Raw genomic sequence first — 19,537 nt, forward strand, 5'->3', positions numbered from 1 at the left:
CCGCGGGCCCGGCGCCCGCCGCGGACTCACCCGGTGCGCGGGTAGCCGATCAGATGCGTGCGGTCCTGCCGGTCGGTCCAGCGGAACACCCCGACCCCGGTCGTCTCCGTCCCCGGCAGCCGCGCGTTGCGCGACAGCCGCTCGGTGCTCCAGGTAGCGAAGTCCATCGCGACCGGGAGCCCGCCGCCGGACAGCGCCTCCGAGGCGTCGCGCGCGTTCTCGGCCCCGTACGCGATGCCGTCGTCCGTCACCGTGGCCAGCGTCAGATGGGCGGCGCCGCCCTCGTCCTCGAAGCAGCGGCCCTGCTTCGCCTCCAGATCGAAGGCCAGGTTCCCGGCGATCAGGTAGTCGCCCGAGGGGGAGAGGACCGCCTGCGGGAAGAGCCCCGGCTTTATGGCGGGCTTGTGGCACTCCACCGAGGTGAGGACCTCACCGGTCGCCGCGTCGTGCACCGCCCACAGCTCGTGGGTCGCCGCCCGCTTGGTCTTCTTCGCCGGCGCCCACTTCGCCAGCACCTGGTCCGGGGTCGTCGACGTCACCACACCGCTGCCCCTGTCGGCGCCCTTGGGCGCGACGTTCCGGCTGAACCAGCCGCCGCGCACCCAGAACTCCCGTACTCCGCCCAGCAGCAGGCCCTCGGCGGTCTGCCCGTGCACCTCGGTGAGCTGCTTGCAGGCCGGGCAGCCCCGGGGATATTTCAGCTGGTCCGCGCCCAGCTCGGACACCTCACCCGTGACCGGGTCCACCAGGGTGCTGTTCGCCTTCGCGTCGCTGATCACGATGGACGGCCCGGTCGTGTTGACAGCCGGGGCGCCGGACCACGGCACCTCGACGCGCTGCCGGTTCCCGTTCGTCACGTCGTACAGATCGAGCGCGAGGAAGGTGCTCGACGGCGACAGCCCGTCGCCGACCTTCCCGTAGGACCAGGTCACGAAGAACTGCCGGTCGCCCTTGGCGACCGTGGCGAGCCTCGGATAGTGCAGCGGGTCCGGCTGCCGCCAGGCCTTGCCGCGCCAGCCCAGCTCGCCGGTGGCCGTGTCGACGGTACGCAGCCGGTAGCGGTTGTCCTTCGTCCGCTCCAGATAGGCCAGCAGGCCCGTCGCGTGGGAGACGGCCACGTCGGGGGAGGAGCCGATGATCTCCCAGCCCCGGTCCGTCGCGTACTGCGGCGGAACGGTCAGCCGGGTCACCGGCCCGGCGCTCGGCAGCACCGGTTTCGCCGTCCCGGTGGCCGCGCCGTTCTTCCGGTCGTCCTCGTCGGGGCTGCCGCCACAGGTGGCCAGCAGCAGGAGCAGGGCGAGAAAGACCACCCCGCCGACGAGCGTCAGCCGCACGATCTTCTGCCTCATGGCTCCCCTGCTGGACCATCTTGACCGGTGCCGTCCACGCGCGGGCCAGCGTAGCAACAGGCCCCCGGCGGAGTGGAGTTCGCCGGATTCCCGTTCCGTACCGGTTACGTGAAGTCCTGGTGGGGACCCGTCGAGGTCCCGTGCCGCCCGCGCACGTCTCTCCGTACCCCCCTGGGCCCGGGCGAAGCGGAATGCGTCCGCCGGGCCCCCTCCGCCCTACAATTCGGCGGTGAACGTCACCCTCCCCACCGCACAGTCCCTGCGCGCGGCGCTGGCCGGGCTGCTCGACGGACTGCCGCCCAAGCAGGCCGCGCAGGCCGTCGACCGGCTGATCACGAGCTACCGGGGGGAGACCCCGACGGACGCCCCGATCCTGCGGGACCGCTCGGACGTCGCCGCGTACGCCGCGTACCGGATGCCCGCCACCTACGAAGCCGTACGGTCCGCCCTCGACGCCCTGGCCGGGGCCGCCCCCGACTGGACGCCCGCCACCCACACCGACGTCGGGGGCGGCACGGGCGCGGCGAGCTGGGCGGTGGCCGGGGTCTGGGAGGGCCCGGCCACGACCGTCCTGGACTGGGCCGAACCGGCCCTCGCACTCGGCCGCGAACTCGCCGAGGCGTCCGGGGTCCCGGGGCTCCGCGACGCGCGCTGGGAGAAGGCGCGGATCGGAGCGGCGCTGGAGCTGGACCCGGTGGACCTGGTGACCGTCAGCTATGTGCTCAAGGAGCTGACCGCCGGGGCCAGGACCGAGCTGGTCGACGCGGTGGCGGCGGCCGGGCAGGCGGTGGTGATCGTGGAGCCGGGCACCCCCGACGGCTACGCCCGGATCATCGAGGCCCGCGACCGGCTGATCGCCGCCGGGATGGGCGTCGCGGCCCCCTGCCCGCACAGCGACGCCTGCCCGATCACCCCTGGGGCCGACTGGTGCCACTTCTCGGCCCGGGTCAGCCGCTCCTCGCTGCACCGACAGGTCAAGGGCGGCTCGCTGAGCCACGAGGACGAGAAGTTCAGTTACGTGGTCGCCACCCGCTTCCCCACCGCCCCGGCGCCCGCCCGGGTCACCCGCAGGCCACAGATCCGCAAGGGCCAGGTACTGCTGGAGCTGTGCACCCGCGACGACGGCCTGGCCCGCTCCACGGTCACCAAGCGCCACGGCGAGCTGTACCGGGCGGCCAGGGACGTAGCCTGGGGCGATCCCTGGCCGCCCGCTGCTGACTAGGCCCTGTCGTCAGACTCCCGCAGCTCCTGGGTGCAGCACTTCACGCTGCCGCCGCCCTTGAGCAGCTCGCCCAGGTCCATCGGGACCGGCTCGAAGCCCCGGTCCCGCAGCGGGTCCAGGAGCCCGGTCGCCCCCTGCGGCAGCAGGACGTGGCGCCCGTCGCTGACCGAGTTGAGGCCGAACGCCGCCGCGTCCGCCTCCCGGGCGAGCAGCGCGTCCGGGAACAGCCGGCGCAGCACCGCCCGGCTGCCGGACGAGAAGGCGTCCGGGTAGTACATGATCTCGTCGGCCGCCGCGTCCAGCACGCACAGCGCGGTGTCCAGGTGGTAATAGCGCGGATCCACCAGATCGAGCCCGATGACCGGCAGTCCGAAGAACTCCTGGGCCTCGGCGTGCGAGAGCGGACTGGACCGGAAGCCGCGCCCGGCCAGCAGGTACGAGGCGGTGACGGCGAAGTCCCCCTCGCCCTCGTTGACGTGCTCCGGCTCATGGACCTCGGTGAAGCCGTGTTCCCGGAACCACTCCCGGTGGGCTCCGGCCTCCTCGTACCGCTCCCGGTACGCGAACAGCGCGCCGAGCACCCGGCCGCCGATCACCGTGGCGCCGTTGGCGGCGAAGACCATGTCGGGCAGGTCGGGACGGGGGGCGAGCAGCTCGACGGTGTGGCCGAGGGCGCGGTAGCGGTCGCGCAGGTCCTCCCACTGGGTCCGGGCCAGCGGCAGGTCGACGGGTTTGGACGGGTCCATCCACGGGTTGATGGAGTAGGTGACCCGGAAGTGCGCCGGGGCGCACATCAGGTAGCGACGAGGGGTGGCGTCACGGTTCAACTCTGGCTCCTCGCGAACGGCGGCCGGGGCCGCGGAACGGTGGGAAGCGCACGGTCTGTGCGTGAGCCCATGGTGCGCCGTGCGCGCCGGATTTCGCAGTCGATCGATCGGGTGGTTCACCGGACCGCCCGGGCGCGGCCACCGCCCGGATGCCCCGCGCCGCCCGCATGCCCCCGTCGGCCGGACGGCCGCCGCCCGGCCCACGACCCGTAGCCACTACAAGACGATACGTATCGGCTCGTTCGGCGTTAGATTGGGGGGATGGCACCCACCAAGGCCCCCGACTCCAGCCGCCGCAGCGACCGTTCCCGCCGCGCGATCCACGACGCCGCCCTCGCCCTCGTCGGAGAGGTGGGGTACCGGCGCACGACGATCGAGGGTATCGCCGCCCGCGCCGGGGTCGGCAAGCAGACCATCTACCGCTGGTGGCCGTCCAAGGCGGCCGTGCTGATGGAAGCCTTCCTCGACCTGGCGGGCCGGGCCGCGGAGGAGGCCGGACCGCAGTCCGGCGACGCCGCGCAGGGCATCCCCGACACCGGCGATCTGACCGCCGACCTCAAGCTCGTCCTGCGGGCCACCGTCGACGAGCTGAACGACCCGGCACTGGCGGTCCCCACCCGCGCGCTGACCGCCGAGGGCATCGTCGACGCGAAAGTGGGCGCCGAATTCGTCACCAAGCTGCTCGAACCGCAGCTCGAGCTGTATGTCACACGCCTGCGGGCCGCCCAGGAGGCCGGGGACCTGCGCGCCGACGCCGACCCCCGGATCGCCCTGGAACTGCTCGTCGGCCCGCTGATGCACCGCTGGCTGCTGCGGACCCTGCCGCTCACCCACACCTACGCCGACGCGATCGTCGACTACACCCTCGGCGGGCTCACCCCGCGACCCTGATCCCGAGGGCCCGGCGGGGGCCCCAAGATCCACCGGCAAGGGGGGAGACGTCCGGTATGGGGTGACATCGGGCGTGATGGTGCTCACTCGGTGCGGTGGTACCCGGCCCCGCTGGTGAACTCTGGCCACCCGAACCGCAGGATGGTGCGACGATGGAGAGGCAACGCTGAGGTGAACTGCTGAGGTGAGGGGATAGATGGGCGCCGATTCCGGCCGTTTCCGCGGCACAGAGAGCAGGATCTCCCAGTGGCTGCGGCGACGTCCCAAAGCACCGGGGGCCGAGGCAGACGAGTCGGCCAGGGTCGCGCTGCTCCTGGCGGTCGCCGACGCGGGCATGCCCATCGCCCCCGCCGCCCACCCCCTCGGATACCGATGTTCGTGCGAACGCATCGGCTGCCCCACCCCTGCCCGGCATCCCATCTCCTTCGCCTGGCAGACGCAGTCGACCACCGACCGCGCCCAGATCGAGCGCTGGGCCGGCAGCCAGCCGCTGGCCAACTTCATCACCGCGACGGGCATGGTCCACGACGTGCTGGACGTGCCGCTCACCGCGGGCCGCAGCGCCCTGGAGCGCCTTCTCGACGCCGGCATCGACGTCGGCCCGGTCGCCCAGTCCGGCGAGGACCGGATGCTCTTCTTCACCGCCACCCGCGGCACCCCCGAGGACGAGGACGAGTGGTGGCCCTGCGAGCTGGACTGCCACCCCGAGACCATGGACGCCCACCCGGGCCTGCGCTGGCACTGCCGGGGCAGCTACGTCCTGCTGCCGCCCGCCCGGCTCCCCGGTGAGCTGGACGTCCGCTGGGTGCGGGGCCCCGAGCACGAGCTGCCCGATCCGCTGACCCTGCTGGAGACGCTCACCGACGCCTGCGCGCGGTACGCGGGCAGTGCCGAGCAGAGCGAGCTGGACCACGACTCGATCGCCTGGCCCTTGAGCCGCTGAGCCGTCGGCCCACCGGTCCGGTGTGCGACCGCCCGGCCGCAGGGCCGGGCGCCGTCGGATGCCGTGGGGCCGCCCGGCGGCGCGGCGGCCCGAGCCGCTGCCCTGCTACTCGCCCTTCGCCGCGACCAGACCCGGCAGCCGGTTCAGCATCCGCACCTTGCCGCCGGAGCCGGAGCCGGACTCGGAGCCGGCCGCCCCCTCGCGCGGCGGGACGTGCACCAGCTGGCTGGAGACCCGCTCCTTCGTGAGACTGCTGTTCACCTCGCCGGTGAGCAGCGCCTTCACATCCGCGTTGACCTCGGGTCGCAGCCCCTTCGCCGCGGTCTGCCGCTCGAAGTGCTTGCTGCTGAAGAAGACCAGCGCCCCGCCGTCCTCGGTGCGCAGCCCGAGCGGCGCGAACGCCGCACGCGTCAGCGGCTGGTCGACGTACTGGTACGAGAACCCCGCCCGCCGTGTGGTGCGGCGCGTCTCGCGCCAGCCCGAGGTCGCCGTGGACGGCGTGAACACATCCGGGGTGCCGCTCTGCAGATAGCCGGTGTACGAGGCGCTCAGCTCCGCGGGCGCCACGGCCAGGCCGTCGTCATCGGGCTTCACCGGGGTGGCGAACCCGTCCTCGTCCAGGGTGAACTCCGGTACCTGGGACGACGGGACCACCGCGAGGTACGACGCCTTCCACAGCGCGTCGGGGCCCGACCGCACGAACACCACCAGCCAGCGGGTGTCCAGCTTCCCGCCGTCCTGGTCCCGGTTGGAGTCGGTGTCCGCGAGGAACCAGCGCGGCCAGCCCGCCTTCTTGGGGACGACGTACATCGCGTCGTCCAGCACCAGCGGCTTGTGCGCCTTGTTGCCCTCGGGGTTGTACGTCTGCCGCGCCTTCAGCCCGGCCTGGTTGATCGCACCGAGCGAACCCGTCACCCGGTCCGCGTCCAGCGCCGGATCGAACGCCTTGTCCGCCGCGTTGTAGGCGTCGGTGAAGTCCTTGAGCGCCTGCGCGGCCTCCGGCTTCTTCGCCCCGGGCAGCACTTCCAGCTCCCCGTGCACCGTCACACAGCCGCTCGCCGTCACGCACAGCACCGTCGCCGTCGCGAGCCCCGCCGTCAGCCGGCCCAGCCCAGGGTGTCTCGTCATCCGTTGCTTCTGCGCCTTCTGATCCGTCGCCCGCACTGACCGTCGAAACCCTACCGGGGCGGCGGACGGCGTGCGGCCGGGGACCGGATACAGCGCCCACACCGTGGCCCAGGGCCTGTCGTCAAACTGCCGTCTGCCGGGCGACGACGGCAGTTTGACGACAGGCCCTGGCGGCACAGGCCGCGTCAGACCCCGCGCACCGGCACGATCAGCGGCCTGCCCGTACGGGGGTGGGGGAAGACCTCCACCGGCTGCCGGTAGACCTCACCGAGCAGCTCACCGCTGAACACCTCGTCCGGCGGGCCCAGTTCCGCGATCCGCCCCTCGTGCAGGACGGCGGCCCGGTCCGCGTACGCCGCGGCGAGGCCGAGGTCGTGCAGCACGACCACCACCGCGTCCCCGGCGGCGGCCCTCTCCCGGCAGATCCGCAGCACCAGCTCCTGGTGGCGCAGGTCCAGGGCGGCGGTCGGCTCGTCGAGCAGCATCAGCGGGGCCCGCTGCGCCAGCACCCGGGCCAGCGCCACCCGGGCCTTCTCGCCGCCCGACAGCGCCGAGAACGGGCGGCCCGCGAACCGGGTCACCTCGGTGGCCGCCATCGCCGCGGCCACCGCCGCGTCGTCCTCGTCCTCCCGATCCGTACCGGCCCAGGGCGCCCGCCCCATCCGTACGACGTCCTCCACCGGGAACGGGAAGGACAGCGCGGCGGACTGCGGCAGCACCGAGCGGCGCAGCGCCAGTTCGGGCGCGGACCACGCGGTGGCCGGACGCCCGTCGATCCGCACCTCGCCGCTGCCGGCGGGCAGATCGGCGGCCAGCGCCGCCAGCAGCGTCGACTTGCCCGCGCCGTTCGGCCCGACCAGGGCGACCACCTCGCCCGCGTGCGCGGTCAGACCGACGGAGTCCAGCACCTGCCGCTGCCCGAGGCGGACCGTAAGACCGACCGCCTCGACGGCGGGGGAGCCGGGGGCCACGGGCGAGGGCAGCTCCCGGGGGCGTACCGCGAACAGGTCTCTCAGCGTCCTCATGCCCAACCACCCTGCTTACGACGGGTCCTGCGCAGCAGCCAGAAGAAGAACGGGCTGCCGAAGAGTGCGGTCAGCACCCCGAGCGGCAGCTCGGCGGGGGCCGCCACCGTACGGGCCGCGAGGTCGCCCGCCACCAGGACCAGGGCGCCGCCGAGCGCGCTGCCCGGGACGAGGAAGCGGTGGCCGGGGCCGTTGGCCATCCGCAGCAGATGCGGGACGAGCAGCCCGACGAAGGAGATGATCCCGGCGACGGCGACCGCGGCGGCCGTCAGCAGCGCCACCACCAGCACCAGGACGATCCGCAACCGCTCCACGTCCACGCCCAGATGCCGGGCGGGCCGCTCGCCGAGGGCCAGCAGGTCCAGCTTGCGGGAGTGGAAGGGGGCGATGAGGAGCCCGGCCAGCGCGCACGGCAGCACGGCGAGCACCTTGGGCCAGGTGGCCTGGGAGAGCGAACCGAGCTGCCAGAAGGTGATCTGGGTGATCTGTGCGTTGTCCGCGAAGAAGATGAACAGGCCGATCAGCGCGCCCGCGAACGCGTTGACGGCGATACCGGTGAGGATCAGCGTCACCACTTCGGTCCGGCCGCCGGACCGCGAGAGCGTGTAGACGAGCGCCACCGTGACCAGACCGGCGATGAACGCGCAGACGGTGATGGTCCAGTTGCCGAAGAAGCTCAGGCCGAGCGCGATCGAGGCGACGGCGCCCACGGCCGCGCCCGCCGAGATGCCGATCACGCCGGGCTCGGCGAGCGGGTTGCCGAACACGCCCTGCATCAGCGCGCCCGCGCAGCCGAGGGACGCGCCGACGAGCAGGGCGAGGACGACCCGGGGGAGCCGCACGTTCCACAGGACGCTCTCGCCGACCCGGTCCAACTCCTGGCCCCCGAGACCGATCCGGTGCTGCACGGAGGACAGGACGTCGCCGAGCGGGATGGAGTACGCGCCGATCGCCGCGGACAGCAGACAGCCGGCGAGCAGGGCGAGGGAGAGCACGGCGGTGAGCAGATACGCCCTGCTCCGGGGGGACTTGGGGGCGGCGCCGCCGTCCGCTCCCTCCCCCGGGGCCTGCGGACCGGCCCCGGTGCGTTCCTCGTACGCGGTGGTCACCGGCCCGTGCCGCCCTTCGCGTACAGCTGCTCGACGATCGCGGCGAGCACCCGGTCGGTGCGCGGCCCGTAGTTGAGCAGCACCCCGTCGTCGACGGTGACGATCCGGCGGTCCATCCCGGCCGGGGTCTCCGCGATGCCGGGGATCTTCACCAGACCGTCCATGCCGCCGACCGACTCGAACCCCTTGGTCATCAGGAGGATCGCGTCCGGCGCGGCCTTGGCGAGCGCCTCGCTGGTGATGGGGGTGAAGTCCTTGTCCAGGCCCGACTCCTGGCCGGCGTCGACCGCGCCTGCCGCCTCCAGCAGCGAACCGGCCCCGGACTCCGCGCCGCCCAGCAGATAGACGGAGGCCGAGCCGCGCAGGTAGAGGAAGGCGACCCGGGGCTTCTTGCCGTCCGTGGGGTCCGGGATGGACTTCTGGACGGCGGCGATCCGGGATCGGGTCCGCTCCTTGAGCTCCGTTCCGGCGGACGGTACGCCGAGGGCCTCGGCGACGGTATCGATGCGGCGGCCGACGTCGGCGAGCTCCTTGGCGGGCTCGACGACGAGGAGCGGGATGCCGGCGTCGCGGATCTGGTCGATCGCCTCGGCCGGTCCGGTGGTGGTGTCGGCCAGGACGATCGTTGGCTTCAGCGAGAGCACGCTCTCCGCCGACACGTCGTGGGCGCGGGTCACCACCGGGAGCTTCTCGGCCTGTTCGAAGGTGGCGGTGATGTCCCGGGCGACCACCTGCTTCCCGAAACCGAGGGTGAAGACGATCTCGCTCAGCGACCCGGTCAGCGGCACGATCCGGTCGGTGGAGCCGATCGTGACCTTCGTGCCGTCCGCCGAGCCGACCGTCACCGGAAGCTTCGGCGCGGGCGGGGCGGCGAGCGGCTCGACCCGGTCGGCGTCGGCGGTGCTCCCGGCTGACTTCGACGCGGAGTCGTCGCCTCCGCCTACGTCTCCGCCGCAGCCGGTCAGGACCAGGGCGAGGGTGACAGCGGCGGTGAGGGCGGCGGCCGCCCTGCCCCGGGCCGGGCGACGGGGAAAGTCCCGTCCGGCGTCCGGGCCCTCGGAGCCCCGGGGGCTCCTCGTGGCGAAGGCCTGCGAGATGTGCACGGGGCACCGTCCTGTCGTTCTGCGGCGTGCGGTCGGGCGTTCGCCGGTAACGGCGTGACCGGAGGGGGTTCCGGCCCCGGCTGGGCATAGCTTAGGTTAGCCTTACCTGAGTATCCAGTCCTCGGAGGGCCCCATGCCGTCGTCCAGATCCACCCGCGCGCTCGCCGTCGCGCTCCTCGCGGTACTGCTGGGGGCCCTGCTCCCCGCCGCCACCGCGCAAGCGGCCGGCCGTACGGTGCAGGGCGGCCGACTCGACTGGGGCATCAAGTCCTCCTTCCAGAGCTATGTCACCGGCCCCATCGCGAGCGGCAGTTGGAGCCTGACCGGCGGCGCGGCCACGGTCGGCGGCAGTCAGTTCCGCTTCCACTCGGCGACCGGCTCCTACGACCCGGACACCGGAGCGCTCAACTCCGGCTTCTCGGGCGGCGTGCACTTCACCGGCCACAAGAAGCCCGACGGCGGCAACGAGCTGGACCTCACGATCAGCCGCCCCACCATCCGGATCAGCGGCGGCAGCGGCATGCTCCACGCGGACATGGTCAGCAAGGAGCGGGGGACCGGCAAGGTCGCCAACCGCTCCCAGGTGCCGCTGGCCAAGCTCGGCCTCGGCGGCATCGACATGAAGGGCGGTTCCACACCCGTCGCCCTCACCGACGTCCCCACCACGCTGACCGCCGAGGGCGCCTTGGCCTTCGCCGGCTACTACACCGCGGGCACCCCCCTCGACCCGATCAGCCTCTCCGTCGACACCAAGGGCGCGGCCGCCCAGCCGAAGCAGTCCGCCCCGGAGAAGAAGGACGAGGACGAGAAGGGGAAGGAGAAGGAGAAGGCGGAGAAGAAGGACAAGGAGGACGCGGGCCGCTTCGAGGACGCCGCCGTCGACTGGGGCGTACGCCGCACCTTCCGCGAGTACGTCACCGGCTCCATCGGCCAGGGCGAGTGGACGCTCGCCGACGGCGCCCAGAACGGCGGGGCGCTGTTCCGCTTCCCGCAGGGCAAGGGGACGTACGACGCGAAGAAGCAGACGCTCGACGCGGAGTTCGGCGGCAGCATCCGCTTCACCGGCGCCCACGACCTCGACCTGGAGTTCGCCGGCGTCACCGTCGCCGTCGCCCAGGGCGAGGGGACCCTGTCGGCCGACGTCACCAGCGCGGGCACGACCACCGAGGACGTCCCGCTCATCACCTTCGCCGCCGAGGACTTCGCGCCGCAGGACGGCCTCGCCGCCCTCACCGAGGCTCCCGCCACCCTCACCGCCGACGGCGCCAAGGCGTTCGGCTCCCTGTACAGCGCGGGCACCGCGATGGACCCGGTCTCGCTCGCCGTGGCCGTCGACGCGAAGGCCGAGCTGCCCGCGCTGCCGGACCTCGGCAGTGAGCCGACAGCGGACGCCGAGCCCACGAAGAAGGCTGCCGAGGAGCCCTCCGCCGCACCGGCGGCCGCCGCCTCCGACTCCGGCCCGGGCGCCGGCACCTGGGCGGGAATCGGCGGCGGTGTGCTGGTGCTCGTCGCGGCCGGGGCCTTCTTCGGCCTGCGCCGCCGGGGGGCCGCGCAGGGCCCCGACGCCGACGCCACCACGGGCTCCGACGCGCCCAAGACCTCCTGACCCGGCACCCATGAGCGCCTTATGGGTCGTCACTCCCTCCCCCCACGCCTCTCTTCCCCCTCCCCCTGTTCCGCTAGGAGACCCACCGACATGGCAGCAACCCGCCGTCCCACAACGCTCGCCGCGGCCGTCGCCACGGCCGCCGTCCTGGGCGCGACCTTCGCCCTTCCCGCCCTCGCCGCCGACGGCTCCACCGGGGCCGCGCCCGCCGCGGCCCCGAAGCTGGAACTGGTGGACGGCACGCTGGAGTGGGGCATCAAGGAGTCCTTCCGCACGTACATAGCGGGCCCCATCTCCCAGGGCGAGATCACCGTCACGGGCGGTGCCGAGCAGGCAGCGGACAACGGGGTGTTCACCTTCACCGACGGCAAGGGCTCGTACGACACCTCGACGCACGCATCCGACACCGCGTTCAAGGGCGGCGTCCGGTTCGAGGGCCACCACGGTCTCCTCGACGTGCAGCTCAGCGACGTCAAGGTCGCCTCCGGCCGGGAGACCGGCACCATCACCGCCGACTTCACCAGCAAGAAGATGGACGGCACCGTCGTCACCAAGAACGACGCCCCGATCGCCGACCTGGACATGACCAAGGCCAAGCGGGGCGGCGGCGCGGGCGGCGCGATGGTCTTCTCCGACATCCCCGCCAAGCTGACCGCCGACGGCTCCGAGGCCTTCGCCGGCTTCTACGAGAAGGGTGCCGAACTCGACCCGGCGACGCTCTCCGTCAAGCAGGCGGCCAAGCCCCCGACCACGCCCCCCGCGACCCCGCCCGCGACGCCCCCGGTCACGCCCCCGGTCACGCCTCCGGTCACGCCTCCGGCCACCCCGCCGGTCACCGGCAAGCCCACCGGCGAGCCGAGCACCGCCCCGACCCCGACCGCCTCCGAGCCCGCCGCGCCCGTCAGCGGCCCGGTCGTCGACGGCACCCTGAACTGGGGCGTCAAGGAGAAGTTCCGCTCCTACGTCGTCGGCCCGATCGCGCACGGCAAGGTCGAGACGAGCGGCGGCGCGACCACCGTCACCGCCGGCTACCGCTTCAGCAAGGCCACCGGCCACCTGGACGCCGACAAGAACACGCTGAACGCCGCGTTCCAGGGCAAGGTGCGGTTCCTCGGCCACGAGACCAAGGGCGAGTACGTCCTCGACCTGTCCCTCGGCAACCTGAAGGTCGACATCGAGGGCACCTCCGGCACGCTCGTCGCCGACGTCTCCTCCAAGGACCAGAAGACCGGCAAGGTCAGCAAGTTCACCGGCCTGTCCCTGGCCGACCTGGAGGTGCCCGCCGGCGCGCTCGCCGCCCAGGGCGGAATCGTGAACCTCGAGAAGATTCCGGCGACGCTCACCACGGACGGCGCCAAGGCCTTCGGCGGCTTCTACGACAAGGGCGAGCAGCTCGACGCCCTGAACGTCGCGGTCTCCATCGACAAGGACGCCCAGCTTCCGGGCGGCTCCACCGGCTCCGGCTCCACCGGCGGTTCGGGCTCCACCGGCGGCTCCACGACCGGCGGTGCCACCACCGGCGGCGGTGGCACGGTCGGCGGCGGCTCCACAGGCTCCACCGGGTCCACGGCCGGTGGCTCGGGCGCCCTGGCCGCCACCGGCTCCGACGTCCCGACCGGCGCCCTGATCGCGGCCTCGGGCGTCGTCGTGGCGGCCGGCGCGGGCGTCGTGATCGCGGCGCGCCGTCGTCGTGACGTCACCGCCTGATCCACCCCGCACCCTGCGAACGGCCCCGGGGCCGTACCGGTAGCCTCGCCGCTTCCCGGTACGGCCCCGCCGCCGTATCCCGCCGGTTCCCGCCCCGTCGCCCGGCAGTGCTTGAATGCCCACGTGAGCGACTACGACGTACCCCGGGGCATCGACGTCCTGCGGGTGTTCTGCGGACCCGACGGCCGGTACGGCAACGCCCTCGGCGTCGTACGCGACGGACGCGACCACCCCGACGAGGCCTCCCGGCAACTCCTCGCCCGGCGGCTGGGCTTCAGCGAGACCGTGTTCGTCGACGACCCGGAGCGCGGGCGGGTGGACATCCACGCCCCGGGGCTCCGGCTGCCGTTCGCCGGGCACCCGCTGGTGGGCACCGCGTGGCTGCTGGACCTGGAGGTCCTGGAGTTGGCGGTCGGGGACGTGTTCGCGCGCCAGGACGGGGAGTTCACCTGGATCACCGCCCGCCCGGAGTGGGTCCCGCCGCGCACGCTCCAGCAGTACGGGAGCGCCGCCGAGATCGAGGCGCTGCCGGGCCCGCCGCCCGGCGAGGGGTGGCTCTACGCCTGGGCCTGGGAGGACGAGGCGGCCGGGCGGGTGCGCGCACGGGCCTTCCCGAGGCGCGGTCAGGCGATCGTCGAGGACGAGGCGACGGGCGCGGCGGCCCTGCTGCTCAGCGCGCGGCTCGGCCGGGCCCTGAACATCACCCAAGGACGCGGCTCCCAGATCCTCACCGCACCAGCGCCGGACGGCACGGTGGAGGTCGGGGGCCGCGTCCTGATGGCCGTCCGGGGCTGACCCGGGACGGGCCGTCACGCTGCCGGGTCGTCCTCGCCCAGCTGCGGGGTCGTCCTCGCCCCGGTCACGCGTGCGGCTCCACCGGAAGCCGGTGGAGCCGCACGCTCACGGGCGCACGCGCCCGCGCCCGGTCACGCGCCGAGCGGGAAGTCCTCGCCCAGTTCGCGGAAGACCGCGGTGTTCAGCGCGAAGGCCCGCTTGCACTCCTCGACTATGCGCTGCTTCTCCAGGTCGTCCGCGTTCACCGCGTCCAGCAGCTCCCGGTAACCCCGCTTGAACGCGGCCGGGTTGGTGATCTCCTCGAAGACGTAGAAGCGCACGCCGTCGCCCTTGCGCTCGAAGCCCCAGGTCTTCTCCGCCTTGTCGCGGATGATCTGACCGCCCGAGAGGTCGCCGAGGTAGCGGGTGTAGTGATGGGCGATGTAACCGGCGGGCCAGGTGCGCGCGCACTCCGCGATCCGGGCCGCGTACGCGGCGGTGGCGGGCAACGGCTCGACACCCTCGCGCCAGCCGGCCCCACGCAGGTGCGCCAGGTCGCGCTCCAGCTCGGTGGAGCGCATCAGCTCCGGCTGTATGAAGGGGCCGGCCACCGGGTCCTCGCGCAGGGCCTCCGCGCCTTCCTCCAGCGCCCGGTACACGAACCACAGCTGCTCGGTGTAGCGGGTGTAGGCGTCGATTCCCAGCCGCCCGCCGAGCAGGTCACTCATGAAGGTCGAGGTCTCGGCCTCGGTGTGCTGCTCGTGCGACGCGGTGCGGATGAGCGTCGAGAAGGGAGTGACGGTGGCGGTTGCGTCCAAGGCGGGCCTCCGGGGACCGAGGGGGACGGGAAGTCCAGAAAGAGACGGATATATCGGCAGCGGCCGCCGCGACGGTGCGGCGGCACGTGCCGATAGGCCCGATCCTCCTACTTAGGTTTACCTAAGTCAACTGGTTCCCGACTGTCTGTCGGTAAAAGGCTGTACGCAGAGGCAGAGCAGGGTCCCGTCCTGTGATTTTCGGGGTGATCTACGGGAGGGTGAGGATCTCCGCCCCGGTCTCCGTGACCACCAGCGTGTGCTCGAACTGGGCCGTCCGCTTCCGGTCCTTCGTCACCACGGTCCAGCCGTCCTCCCACAGGTCGTACGCGTGGGTGCCCAGCGTCAGCATCGGCTCGATGGTGAACGTCATGCCCGGCTGCATCACCGTGGTGGCGTGCGGGCTGTCGTAGTGCGGGATGATCAGGCCGGAGTGGAACGAGGAGTTGATCCCGTGCCCGGTGAAGTCGCGGACGACCCCGTAGCCGAACCGCTTCGCGTACGACTCGATGACCCGGCCGATCACATTGATCTGGCGCCCGGGCCTGACCGCCTTGATGGCACGGTTCAGCGACTCCCGGGTGCGCTCGACCAGCAGCCGCGACTCCTCGTCGACGTCGCCGCAGAGGTAGGTGGCGTTGTTGTCGCCGTGCACGCCGTTGATGTACGCGGTGACGTCCAGGTTCACGATGTCGCCGTCGCGCAGCACGGTGGAGTCGGGGATGCCGTGGCAGATGACCTCGTTGAGCGAGGTGCACAGCGATTTGGGGAAGCCGCGGTAGCCGAGCGTCGAGGGGTACGCGCCGTGATCGACCATGAAGTCGTGGGCGACCCGGTCGAGCTCGTCCGTGGTCACCCCCGGGGCGATGTGCTTGGCGGCCTCCTCCATCGCCTGCGCGGCGATACGGCCCGCGACGCGCATCCGCTCCACGGTGTCGGAGTCCTGGACCTCCGGGCCGGTGTACGGCGTCGGGGCCGGCTTCCCCACGTACTCGGGACGCCGGATGTTTCCGGGGACGGTGCGGACGGGAGTGATCTCCCCTGGTACGAGAAGCGACTGGCCAGACATGCCAGCGAGTCTAACCAGCGGCCCCGGGGCACCATGGCGATAAGGAAAGGAGCCGTCGATGGCCCTGTTCAAGAAGCGCACGGTAGGCAAACCGGGCGAATGGTACTACTGCCTGGAGCACAAGAAGGTCGAGGAGGGCCCGGAGTGCCCGGCGCAGAACCGCTTCGGCCCCTACACCTCCCGCGAGGCGGCACAACACGCGATGGACACGGCCCGCGACCGGAACCTGGAGTGGGACACCGACCCCAAATGGCACGACGAGAACAAGGGCAATCCAAGCCCGCCGGGGGACAACCCAGGCCCGTCCGGGGGGTGACCCAAGCCGGCCCGGGGGTATCCCAAGCCCGTCCGGGTCCCCAACAAGCCCGTCCGGCGATTGAGGACGTCTTTTCCACGGGCCCGTCCGGGTCCCCACCAAGCCCGTCCGGCGATTGAGGACGTCTCTTCCAGCCCCTCCGGCGCTTGAGGAGCGGGGTACGGGGCGGAGCCCCGGAAGCCCGGCCACCCGGCCGGGCCCGGGTCACGCCTCCCCCCGGGCCCCCCTCCTCCGCACCGCGTCCTCATCCGTCTCCGAGTCGTACCGCACCAACTTCGGCAGTGCGGCGGTCAACAGCACCACCGACGCCACGCACGCCACCCCGCCCGTCCAGATCGCCGACCGGGTCCCGGTCCAGCCCGCCATCGCCCCGGCCCGCACCTGGCCCAGCTGCGGGCCGACGCTGTACGAGAGCACCTCGATGCCCGCCAGCCGGCCCCGCAGCTCCTCCGGGATCGTCTGGTTCCAGATGGTCGCCCGCCCCAGCCCGCTCAGCATGTCGCCCGCCCCCGCGACGGCCAGGCAGAGCAGCACCACCCACACGCTGGAGAACCAGCCCGCCGCGGCGATGGCCAGCCCCCACGCCGTCGCACCGAACACCACGAACAGCCCGTGTCTGCGCACCCGGCTCGTCCAGCCGCTGGTCAGCCCCAGCGCCAGCGAGCCGACCGAGCCCGCCGCGTACATCAGGCCCAGCGACCACTCGGCGTCCAGATCGTCCGCGAGGAACGGGAAGATCGTGTTCGGGAAGGCGAAGAACATCGCGGCCATGTCGATCGCATACGTCCCCAGCAGCACCGGCCGGCTCCAGGCGTACCGCGCCCCCTCGACGATCCCGCGCAGCGACGGCTTCTGCGCGTCCTGCGCCGGCGGTGCCGGGGAGAGCCGCAGACAGAGCACGACGGAGGCGGCGAACGTGCACACGGTGACCCCGTACGCCGTGCCGTGACCGGCGTACGCCACCACCAGACCGGCCAGCGCCGGGCCCGCGATGGCCCCGATCTGCCAGCGCAGCGAGTTCAGCGCGGCCGCCGCCGTCTGCTGTGCGTGCGGCACGATCCGGGCCATCAGGGAGTCCAGCGCGGGCCGCTGGAGCCCGGCGAGGGCGGACACCCCGCCCGCCACCACGTACAGCGGCCACAGCAGCGGCTCCGGGAGCAGGGCGTTCACCAGCAGAATCGCGGCGAGCACCCCGAGCCCCGCCTCGGTGAGCAGGATGACCCGGCGGCGGTCCACCGAGTCCGCGAGCGCCCCGCCGTACAGCCCGAAGACCACCAGCGGCACCAGCTCCACCGCGCCCATCGCCCCGACCGCGAGCGGGGAACCCGTGAGGTCCTTGATCTGGAGCGGCAGCGCGATGAGCGCCATGAAGCTGCCGAAGTACGTGATCAGGCCCTGGACCCACAGCAGCCGGAAGTCCGCCGACGAGCGCCACGGCGAGAGGTCCGGCAGCAGGGCGCGGAGCCGGGCCGACGGCGGCGAGGAGGAGGGGGTGGGCGAGGGAGGCGCTGAGGTCACGAAGGGCCATGATCCGCACTGCCGGGCGTTTCGGGCAAGCCGGTATTCCGTCACGCCCGCCGGACCGGGGCCCGTAGTGACGGCCTCCCGGGGTCGGCTACCTGGCAGTAGGGTCGGGCTCATGACTACACAGGACAGCGGCAGCGCGCCCAAGCCCCCTGCCAAGGACCCCTGGGACCTTCCCGACGTCTCCGGCCTGAGCGTGGGCGTGCTCGGCGGGACCGGCCCGCAGGGGCGCGGCCTCGCCTACCGGCTGGCCCGCGCCGGACAGCGGGTCACCCTCGGCTCCCGGGACGCCGCCCGCGCCGAGCAGGCCGCGGCCGAGCTGGGCTTCGGTATCGAGGGCGCGGACAACGCGGAGTGCGCCCGGCGCAGCGACATCGTGATCGTCGCGGTGCCGTGGGACGGCCACGCGAAGACGCTTCAGTCCCTGCGCGAGGAGCTCGCAGGCAAGCTCGTCATCGACTGCGTCAACCCGCTCGGCTTCGACAAGAAGGGCGCCTACGCCCTCAAGCCGGAGGAGGGAAGCGCCGCCGAACAGGCCGCCGCCCTGCTGCCGGACTCCCGGGTCACCGCGGCCTTCCACCATCTCTCGGCCGTGCTGCTCCAGGACGAGTCCATCGAGGAGATCGACACCGACGTGCTGGTCCTGGGCGAGGCCCGGGCCGACACGGACCTCGTGCAGGCGCTGGCCGGCCGGATCCCCGGGATGCGCGGCATCTTCGCGGGCCGGCTCCGCAATGCCCACCAGGTCGAGTCGCTGGTCGCCAACCTGATCTCGGTCAACCGCCGCTACAAGGCCCACGCCGGACTGCGCACCACCGACGTCTGACCCGCCCCGCCGGGCCCGGTCAGGGCACAACGGGGCATGGGGGACACTGGACGGGACCGCGACCCGTTCCCGACAGGAGTCGACCCCCATGCCCCGCATCGCTCTCTACGCCCTCGTCGTCTGCGTCCTCGCCGTCGTGGCGGCCGCGGTCTCCTTCGCGCAGGGCAGCCTGCTCGGTATCGTCTGGGTGCTCGTCGCGGGGCTCTCGTCGAACATGACCTGGTTCTACATCCGCAGGCACCGGCTGGCCGTCGCCGCCGACGCGAGCTGAACGAGACGGCCTCAACGAGACGGCCTCAACGAGACGGCCTCAACGAGACGGCCTCAACGAAGCGGGCTGAACGAACAGGCCCGAACGAGGGCGCCGCGCGGTCAGCCCACCGCGCAGCCCGGGTCCTGCTCGTCGAAGAGGCCCCGCCAGAAGCGGTACAGGTCGTAACCGCAGTACCGCTGGAACTCCTCGACGCCCAGTCCCCGCAGCAGCGCGTGGATCGCGTCGAAGAACGCGATGTTCACCTCGGGGATCCACAGGATCGCGAACACCGCGATCAGCCCGAACGGCGCGATCGGCTCCACCCGGCGGCGGATCCGGTACGAGAGCCAGGGCTCGATCACCCCGTACCCGTCAAGGCCCGGGATCGGCAGGGAGTTCAGGATCGCCGCCGTCACCTGGAGCATCGCCAGGAACGCCAGCGCGTAGCGGAAGGCGAGCGGCACCCCGTCGAGCGCGTCCAGCCAGAACGGGGCCGTGCACACCACCGCGAACGCCACGTTCGTCAGTGGGCCCGCCGCCGAGATCAGACTGTGCTTCCAGCGGCCGTGGATCCGGCCGCGCTCGATGTACACCGCGCCGCCGGGCAGCCCGATCCCGCCCATGATCACGAAGAGCACCGGCAGCACGATGCTGAGCAGCGCGTGCGTGTACTTCAGCGGGTTGAGCGTCAGATAACCCTTGGACCCGACCGAGAGGTCCCCGCTGTGCAGCGCGGTCCGGGCGTGCGCGTACTCGTGCAGACAGAGCGAGACGATCCAGGCCCCGGTGACGAACAGGAACACCGCGAAGCCGGTGGCGTCCGCGAAACCCGTCCACACCGCCCAGCCCGCGACCGCGGTGACGGCGGCGATACCGAGGAAGACCGGGCTGATTCTCCGGTCGCCGCGGGTGGCTGCGGTGGTCATCGGCGTTCGGCTCCTGGAGTGAGGGGGCGGGGGAGGGACTGTACGGCGTGGGGGCCCGGCCGTGGTACGCGGGAAGGGGGATCGTACGGTCCGACAGAGCTGGAACGCCGGAGACCGCTTGTGG

General features: G+C 72.6%; 19 protein-coding genes. 9 read left to right on the forward strand and 10 right to left on the reverse strand.

Annotated features, from left to right (window positions below):
• Positions 1-26: 26 nt before the first annotated feature.
• Complete coding sequence (locus N7925_RS26805; protein ID WP_265601972.1) at positions 27-1,349, reverse strand: hypothetical protein; 1,323 nt, start codon at positions 1,347-1,349, stop codon at positions 27-29.
• Between the two features lie 229 nt (positions 1,350-1,578).
• Between N7925_RS26805 and N7925_RS26810 the strand changes: the two genes are divergently transcribed.
• The gene (locus N7925_RS26810) at positions 1,579-2,571 is read left to right on the forward strand and encodes a small ribosomal subunit Rsm22 family protein (RefSeq protein WP_274345404.1); all 993 of its coding nucleotides are present in this window, start codon (positions 1,579-1,581) and stop codon (positions 2,569-2,571) included.
• Here N7925_RS26810 and ddaH read toward each other — a convergent pair.
• Positions 2,568-3,497: a dimethylargininase gene (ddaH, locus tag N7925_RS26815; protein WP_416223010.1), complete on the reverse strand. Its 930-nt coding sequence runs from the start codon at positions 3,495-3,497 to the stop codon at positions 2,568-2,570. The two genes, N7925_RS26810 and ddaH, sit on opposite strands and share 4 nt — an antisense overlap.
• 162 nt (positions 3,498-3,659) lie before the next feature.
• Here ddaH and N7925_RS26820 point away from each other — a divergent pair, with 162 nt between their 5' ends.
• Both N7925_RS26820 and N7925_RS26825 read left to right on the forward strand, forming a co-directional pair.
• Positions 3,660-4,289 (forward strand): TetR/AcrR family transcriptional regulator, encoded by a 630-nt coding sequence (locus N7925_RS26820; RefSeq protein ID WP_265601975.1) that lies wholly within the window; start codon positions 3,660-3,662, stop codon positions 4,287-4,289.
• 196 nt (positions 4,290-4,485) lie between these two features.
• Entirely contained in the window at positions 4,486-5,232 is a 747-nt protein-coding gene (locus tag N7925_RS26825; protein ID WP_265601976.1) for a bifunctional DNA primase/polymerase, read from the forward strand.
• A gap of 105 nt (positions 5,233-5,337) precedes the next feature.
• Here N7925_RS26825 and N7925_RS26830 read toward each other — a convergent pair whose 3' ends face one another.
• The 4 genes from N7925_RS26830 to N7925_RS26845 all read right to left on the reverse strand — a co-directional run bounded on the left by N7925_RS26830 (position 5,338) and on the right by N7925_RS26845 (position 9,597).
• Positions 5,338-6,360: a hypothetical protein gene (locus N7925_RS26830; protein ID WP_274345405.1), complete on the reverse strand. Its 1,023-nt coding sequence runs from the start codon at positions 6,358-6,360 to the stop codon at positions 5,338-5,340.
• Positions 6,361-6,545: 185 nt separating this feature from the next.
• A complete protein-coding gene (locus N7925_RS26835; RefSeq protein WP_265601978.1) occupies positions 6,546-7,385 on the reverse strand; it encodes a heme ABC transporter ATP-binding protein in 840 nt (279 codons plus the stop codon).
• Positions 7,382-8,494 (reverse strand): FecCD family ABC transporter permease, encoded by a 1,113-nt coding sequence (locus tag N7925_RS26840; RefSeq protein WP_274345406.1) that lies wholly within the window; start codon positions 8,492-8,494, stop codon positions 7,382-7,384. The genes N7925_RS26835 and N7925_RS26840 overlap by 4 nt, the downstream gene beginning before the upstream one ends.
• Positions 8,491-9,597, reverse strand: a complete 1,107-nt coding sequence (locus N7925_RS26845) for a heme/hemin ABC transporter substrate-binding protein (protein WP_274345407.1) — start codon at positions 9,595-9,597, stop codon at positions 8,491-8,493. The genes N7925_RS26840 and N7925_RS26845 overlap by 4 nt, the downstream gene beginning before the upstream one ends.
• A gap of 133 nt (positions 9,598-9,730) precedes the next feature.
• On the opposite strand from N7925_RS26845, the gene N7925_RS26850 reads away from it, so the two are divergent.
• The 3 genes from N7925_RS26850 (at position 9,731) to N7925_RS26860 (ending at position 13,705) form a co-directional block, all read left to right on the forward strand.
• The gene (locus N7925_RS26850) at positions 9,731-11,203 is read left to right on the forward strand and encodes an HtaA domain-containing protein (protein ID WP_274345408.1); all 1,473 of its coding nucleotides are present in this window, start codon (positions 9,731-9,733) and stop codon (positions 11,201-11,203) included.
• 90 nt (positions 11,204-11,293) lie between these two features.
• Positions 11,294-12,910 (forward strand): HtaA domain-containing protein, encoded by a 1,617-nt coding sequence (locus N7925_RS26855; RefSeq protein WP_274345409.1) that lies wholly within the window; start codon positions 11,294-11,296, stop codon positions 12,908-12,910.
• A 123-nt stretch (positions 12,911-13,033) separates the two neighbouring features.
• Complete coding sequence (locus N7925_RS26860; protein ID WP_265601983.1) at positions 13,034-13,705, forward strand: PhzF family phenazine biosynthesis protein; 672 nt, start codon at positions 13,034-13,036, stop codon at positions 13,703-13,705.
• Between the two features lie 131 nt (positions 13,706-13,836).
• Here the strand turns inward: N7925_RS26860 and N7925_RS26865 are convergent, their stop codons facing one another.
• Both N7925_RS26865 and map read right to left on the reverse strand, forming a co-directional pair.
• Positions 13,837-14,502, reverse strand: a complete 666-nt coding sequence (locus N7925_RS26865; protein WP_274345410.1) for a biliverdin-producing heme oxygenase — start codon at positions 14,500-14,502, stop codon at positions 13,837-13,839.
• Between the two features lie 208 nt (positions 14,503-14,710).
• A complete protein-coding gene (map, locus tag N7925_RS26870) occupies positions 14,711-15,568 on the reverse strand; it encodes a type I methionyl aminopeptidase (protein ID WP_274345411.1) in 858 nt (285 codons plus the stop codon).
• Positions 15,569-15,626: 58 nt separating this feature from the next.
• Here map and N7925_RS26875 point away from each other — a divergent pair, with 58 nt between their 5' ends.
• Positions 15,627-15,884: a hypothetical protein gene (locus N7925_RS26875; protein WP_265601986.1), complete on the forward strand. Its 258-nt coding sequence runs from the start codon at positions 15,627-15,629 to the stop codon at positions 15,882-15,884.
• A 204-nt stretch (positions 15,885-16,088) separates the two neighbouring features.
• Here the strand turns inward: N7925_RS26875 and N7925_RS26880 are convergent, their stop codons facing one another.
• Entirely contained in the window at positions 16,089-17,402 is a 1,314-nt protein-coding gene (locus tag N7925_RS26880) for an MFS transporter (RefSeq protein WP_274345412.1), read from the reverse strand.
• 121 nt (positions 17,403-17,523) lie between these two features.
• Here N7925_RS26880 and npdG point away from each other — a divergent pair, with 121 nt between their 5' ends.
• Together npdG and N7925_RS26890 are read left to right on the forward strand one after the other, a co-directional pair.
• Positions 17,524-18,234 (forward strand): NADPH-dependent F420 reductase, encoded by a 711-nt coding sequence (npdG, locus tag N7925_RS26885; RefSeq protein WP_265601988.1) that lies wholly within the window; start codon positions 17,524-17,526, stop codon positions 18,232-18,234.
• 88 nt (positions 18,235-18,322) lie between these two features.
• A complete protein-coding gene (locus N7925_RS26890) occupies positions 18,323-18,505 on the forward strand; it encodes a hypothetical protein (protein WP_265601989.1) in 183 nt (60 codons plus the stop codon).
• Between the two features lie 101 nt (positions 18,506-18,606).
• Here N7925_RS26890 and N7925_RS26895 read toward each other — a convergent pair whose 3' ends face one another.
• Positions 18,607-19,413 (reverse strand): site-2 protease family protein, encoded by an 807-nt coding sequence (locus N7925_RS26895; RefSeq protein WP_274345413.1) that lies wholly within the window; start codon positions 19,411-19,413, stop codon positions 18,607-18,609.
• Between the last annotated feature and the right edge of the window lie 124 nt (positions 19,414-19,537).

The sequence above is a fragment of the Streptomyces sp. CA-278952 genome (genome assembly GCF_028747205.1).
Lineage (GTDB): Bacteria > Actinomycetota > Actinomycetes > Streptomycetales > Streptomycetaceae > Streptomyces.

Bases quoted from the DNA above. Each gene is read 5' to 3' on its own strand.
- N7925_RS26805 (WP_265601972.1), bottom strand. From the start codon at position 1,349: ATGAGGCAGAAGATCGTGCGGCTGACGCTCGTCGGCGGGGTGGTCTTT.
- N7925_RS26820 (WP_265601975.1), top strand. From the start codon at position 3,660: ATGGCACCCACCAAGGCCCCCGACTCCAGCCGCCGCAGCGACCGTTCC.
- N7925_RS26825 (WP_265601976.1), top strand. From the start codon at position 4,486: ATGGGCGCCGATTCCGGCCGTTTCCGCGGCACAGAGAGCAGGATCTCC.
- N7925_RS26830 (WP_274345405.1), bottom strand. From the start codon at position 6,360: ATGACGAGACACCCTGGGCTGGGCCGGCTGACGGCGGGGCTCGCGACG.
- N7925_RS26835 (WP_265601978.1), bottom strand. From the start codon at position 7,385: ATGAGGACGCTGAGAGACCTGTTCGCGGTACGCCCCCGGGAGCTGCCC.
- N7925_RS26850 (WP_274345408.1), top strand. From the start codon at position 9,731: ATGCCGTCGTCCAGATCCACCCGCGCGCTCGCCGTCGCGCTCCTCGCG.
- N7925_RS26855 (WP_274345409.1), top strand. From the start codon at position 11,294: ATGGCAGCAACCCGCCGTCCCACAACGCTCGCCGCGGCCGTCGCCACG.
- map (WP_274345411.1), bottom strand. From the start codon at position 15,568: ATGTCTGGCCAGTCGCTTCTCGTACCAGGGGAGATCACTCCCGTCCGC.
- N7925_RS26875 (WP_265601986.1), top strand. From the start codon at position 15,627: ATGGCCCTGTTCAAGAAGCGCACGGTAGGCAAACCGGGCGAATGGTAC.
- npdG (WP_265601988.1), top strand. From the start codon at position 17,524: ATGACTACACAGGACAGCGGCAGCGCGCCCAAGCCCCCTGCCAAGGAC.
- N7925_RS26890 (WP_265601989.1), top strand. From the start codon at position 18,323: ATGCCCCGCATCGCTCTCTACGCCCTCGTCGTCTGCGTCCTCGCCGTC.
- N7925_RS26895 (WP_274345413.1), bottom strand. From the start codon at position 19,413: ATGACCACCGCAGCCACCCGCGGCGACCGGAGAATCAGCCCGGTCTTC.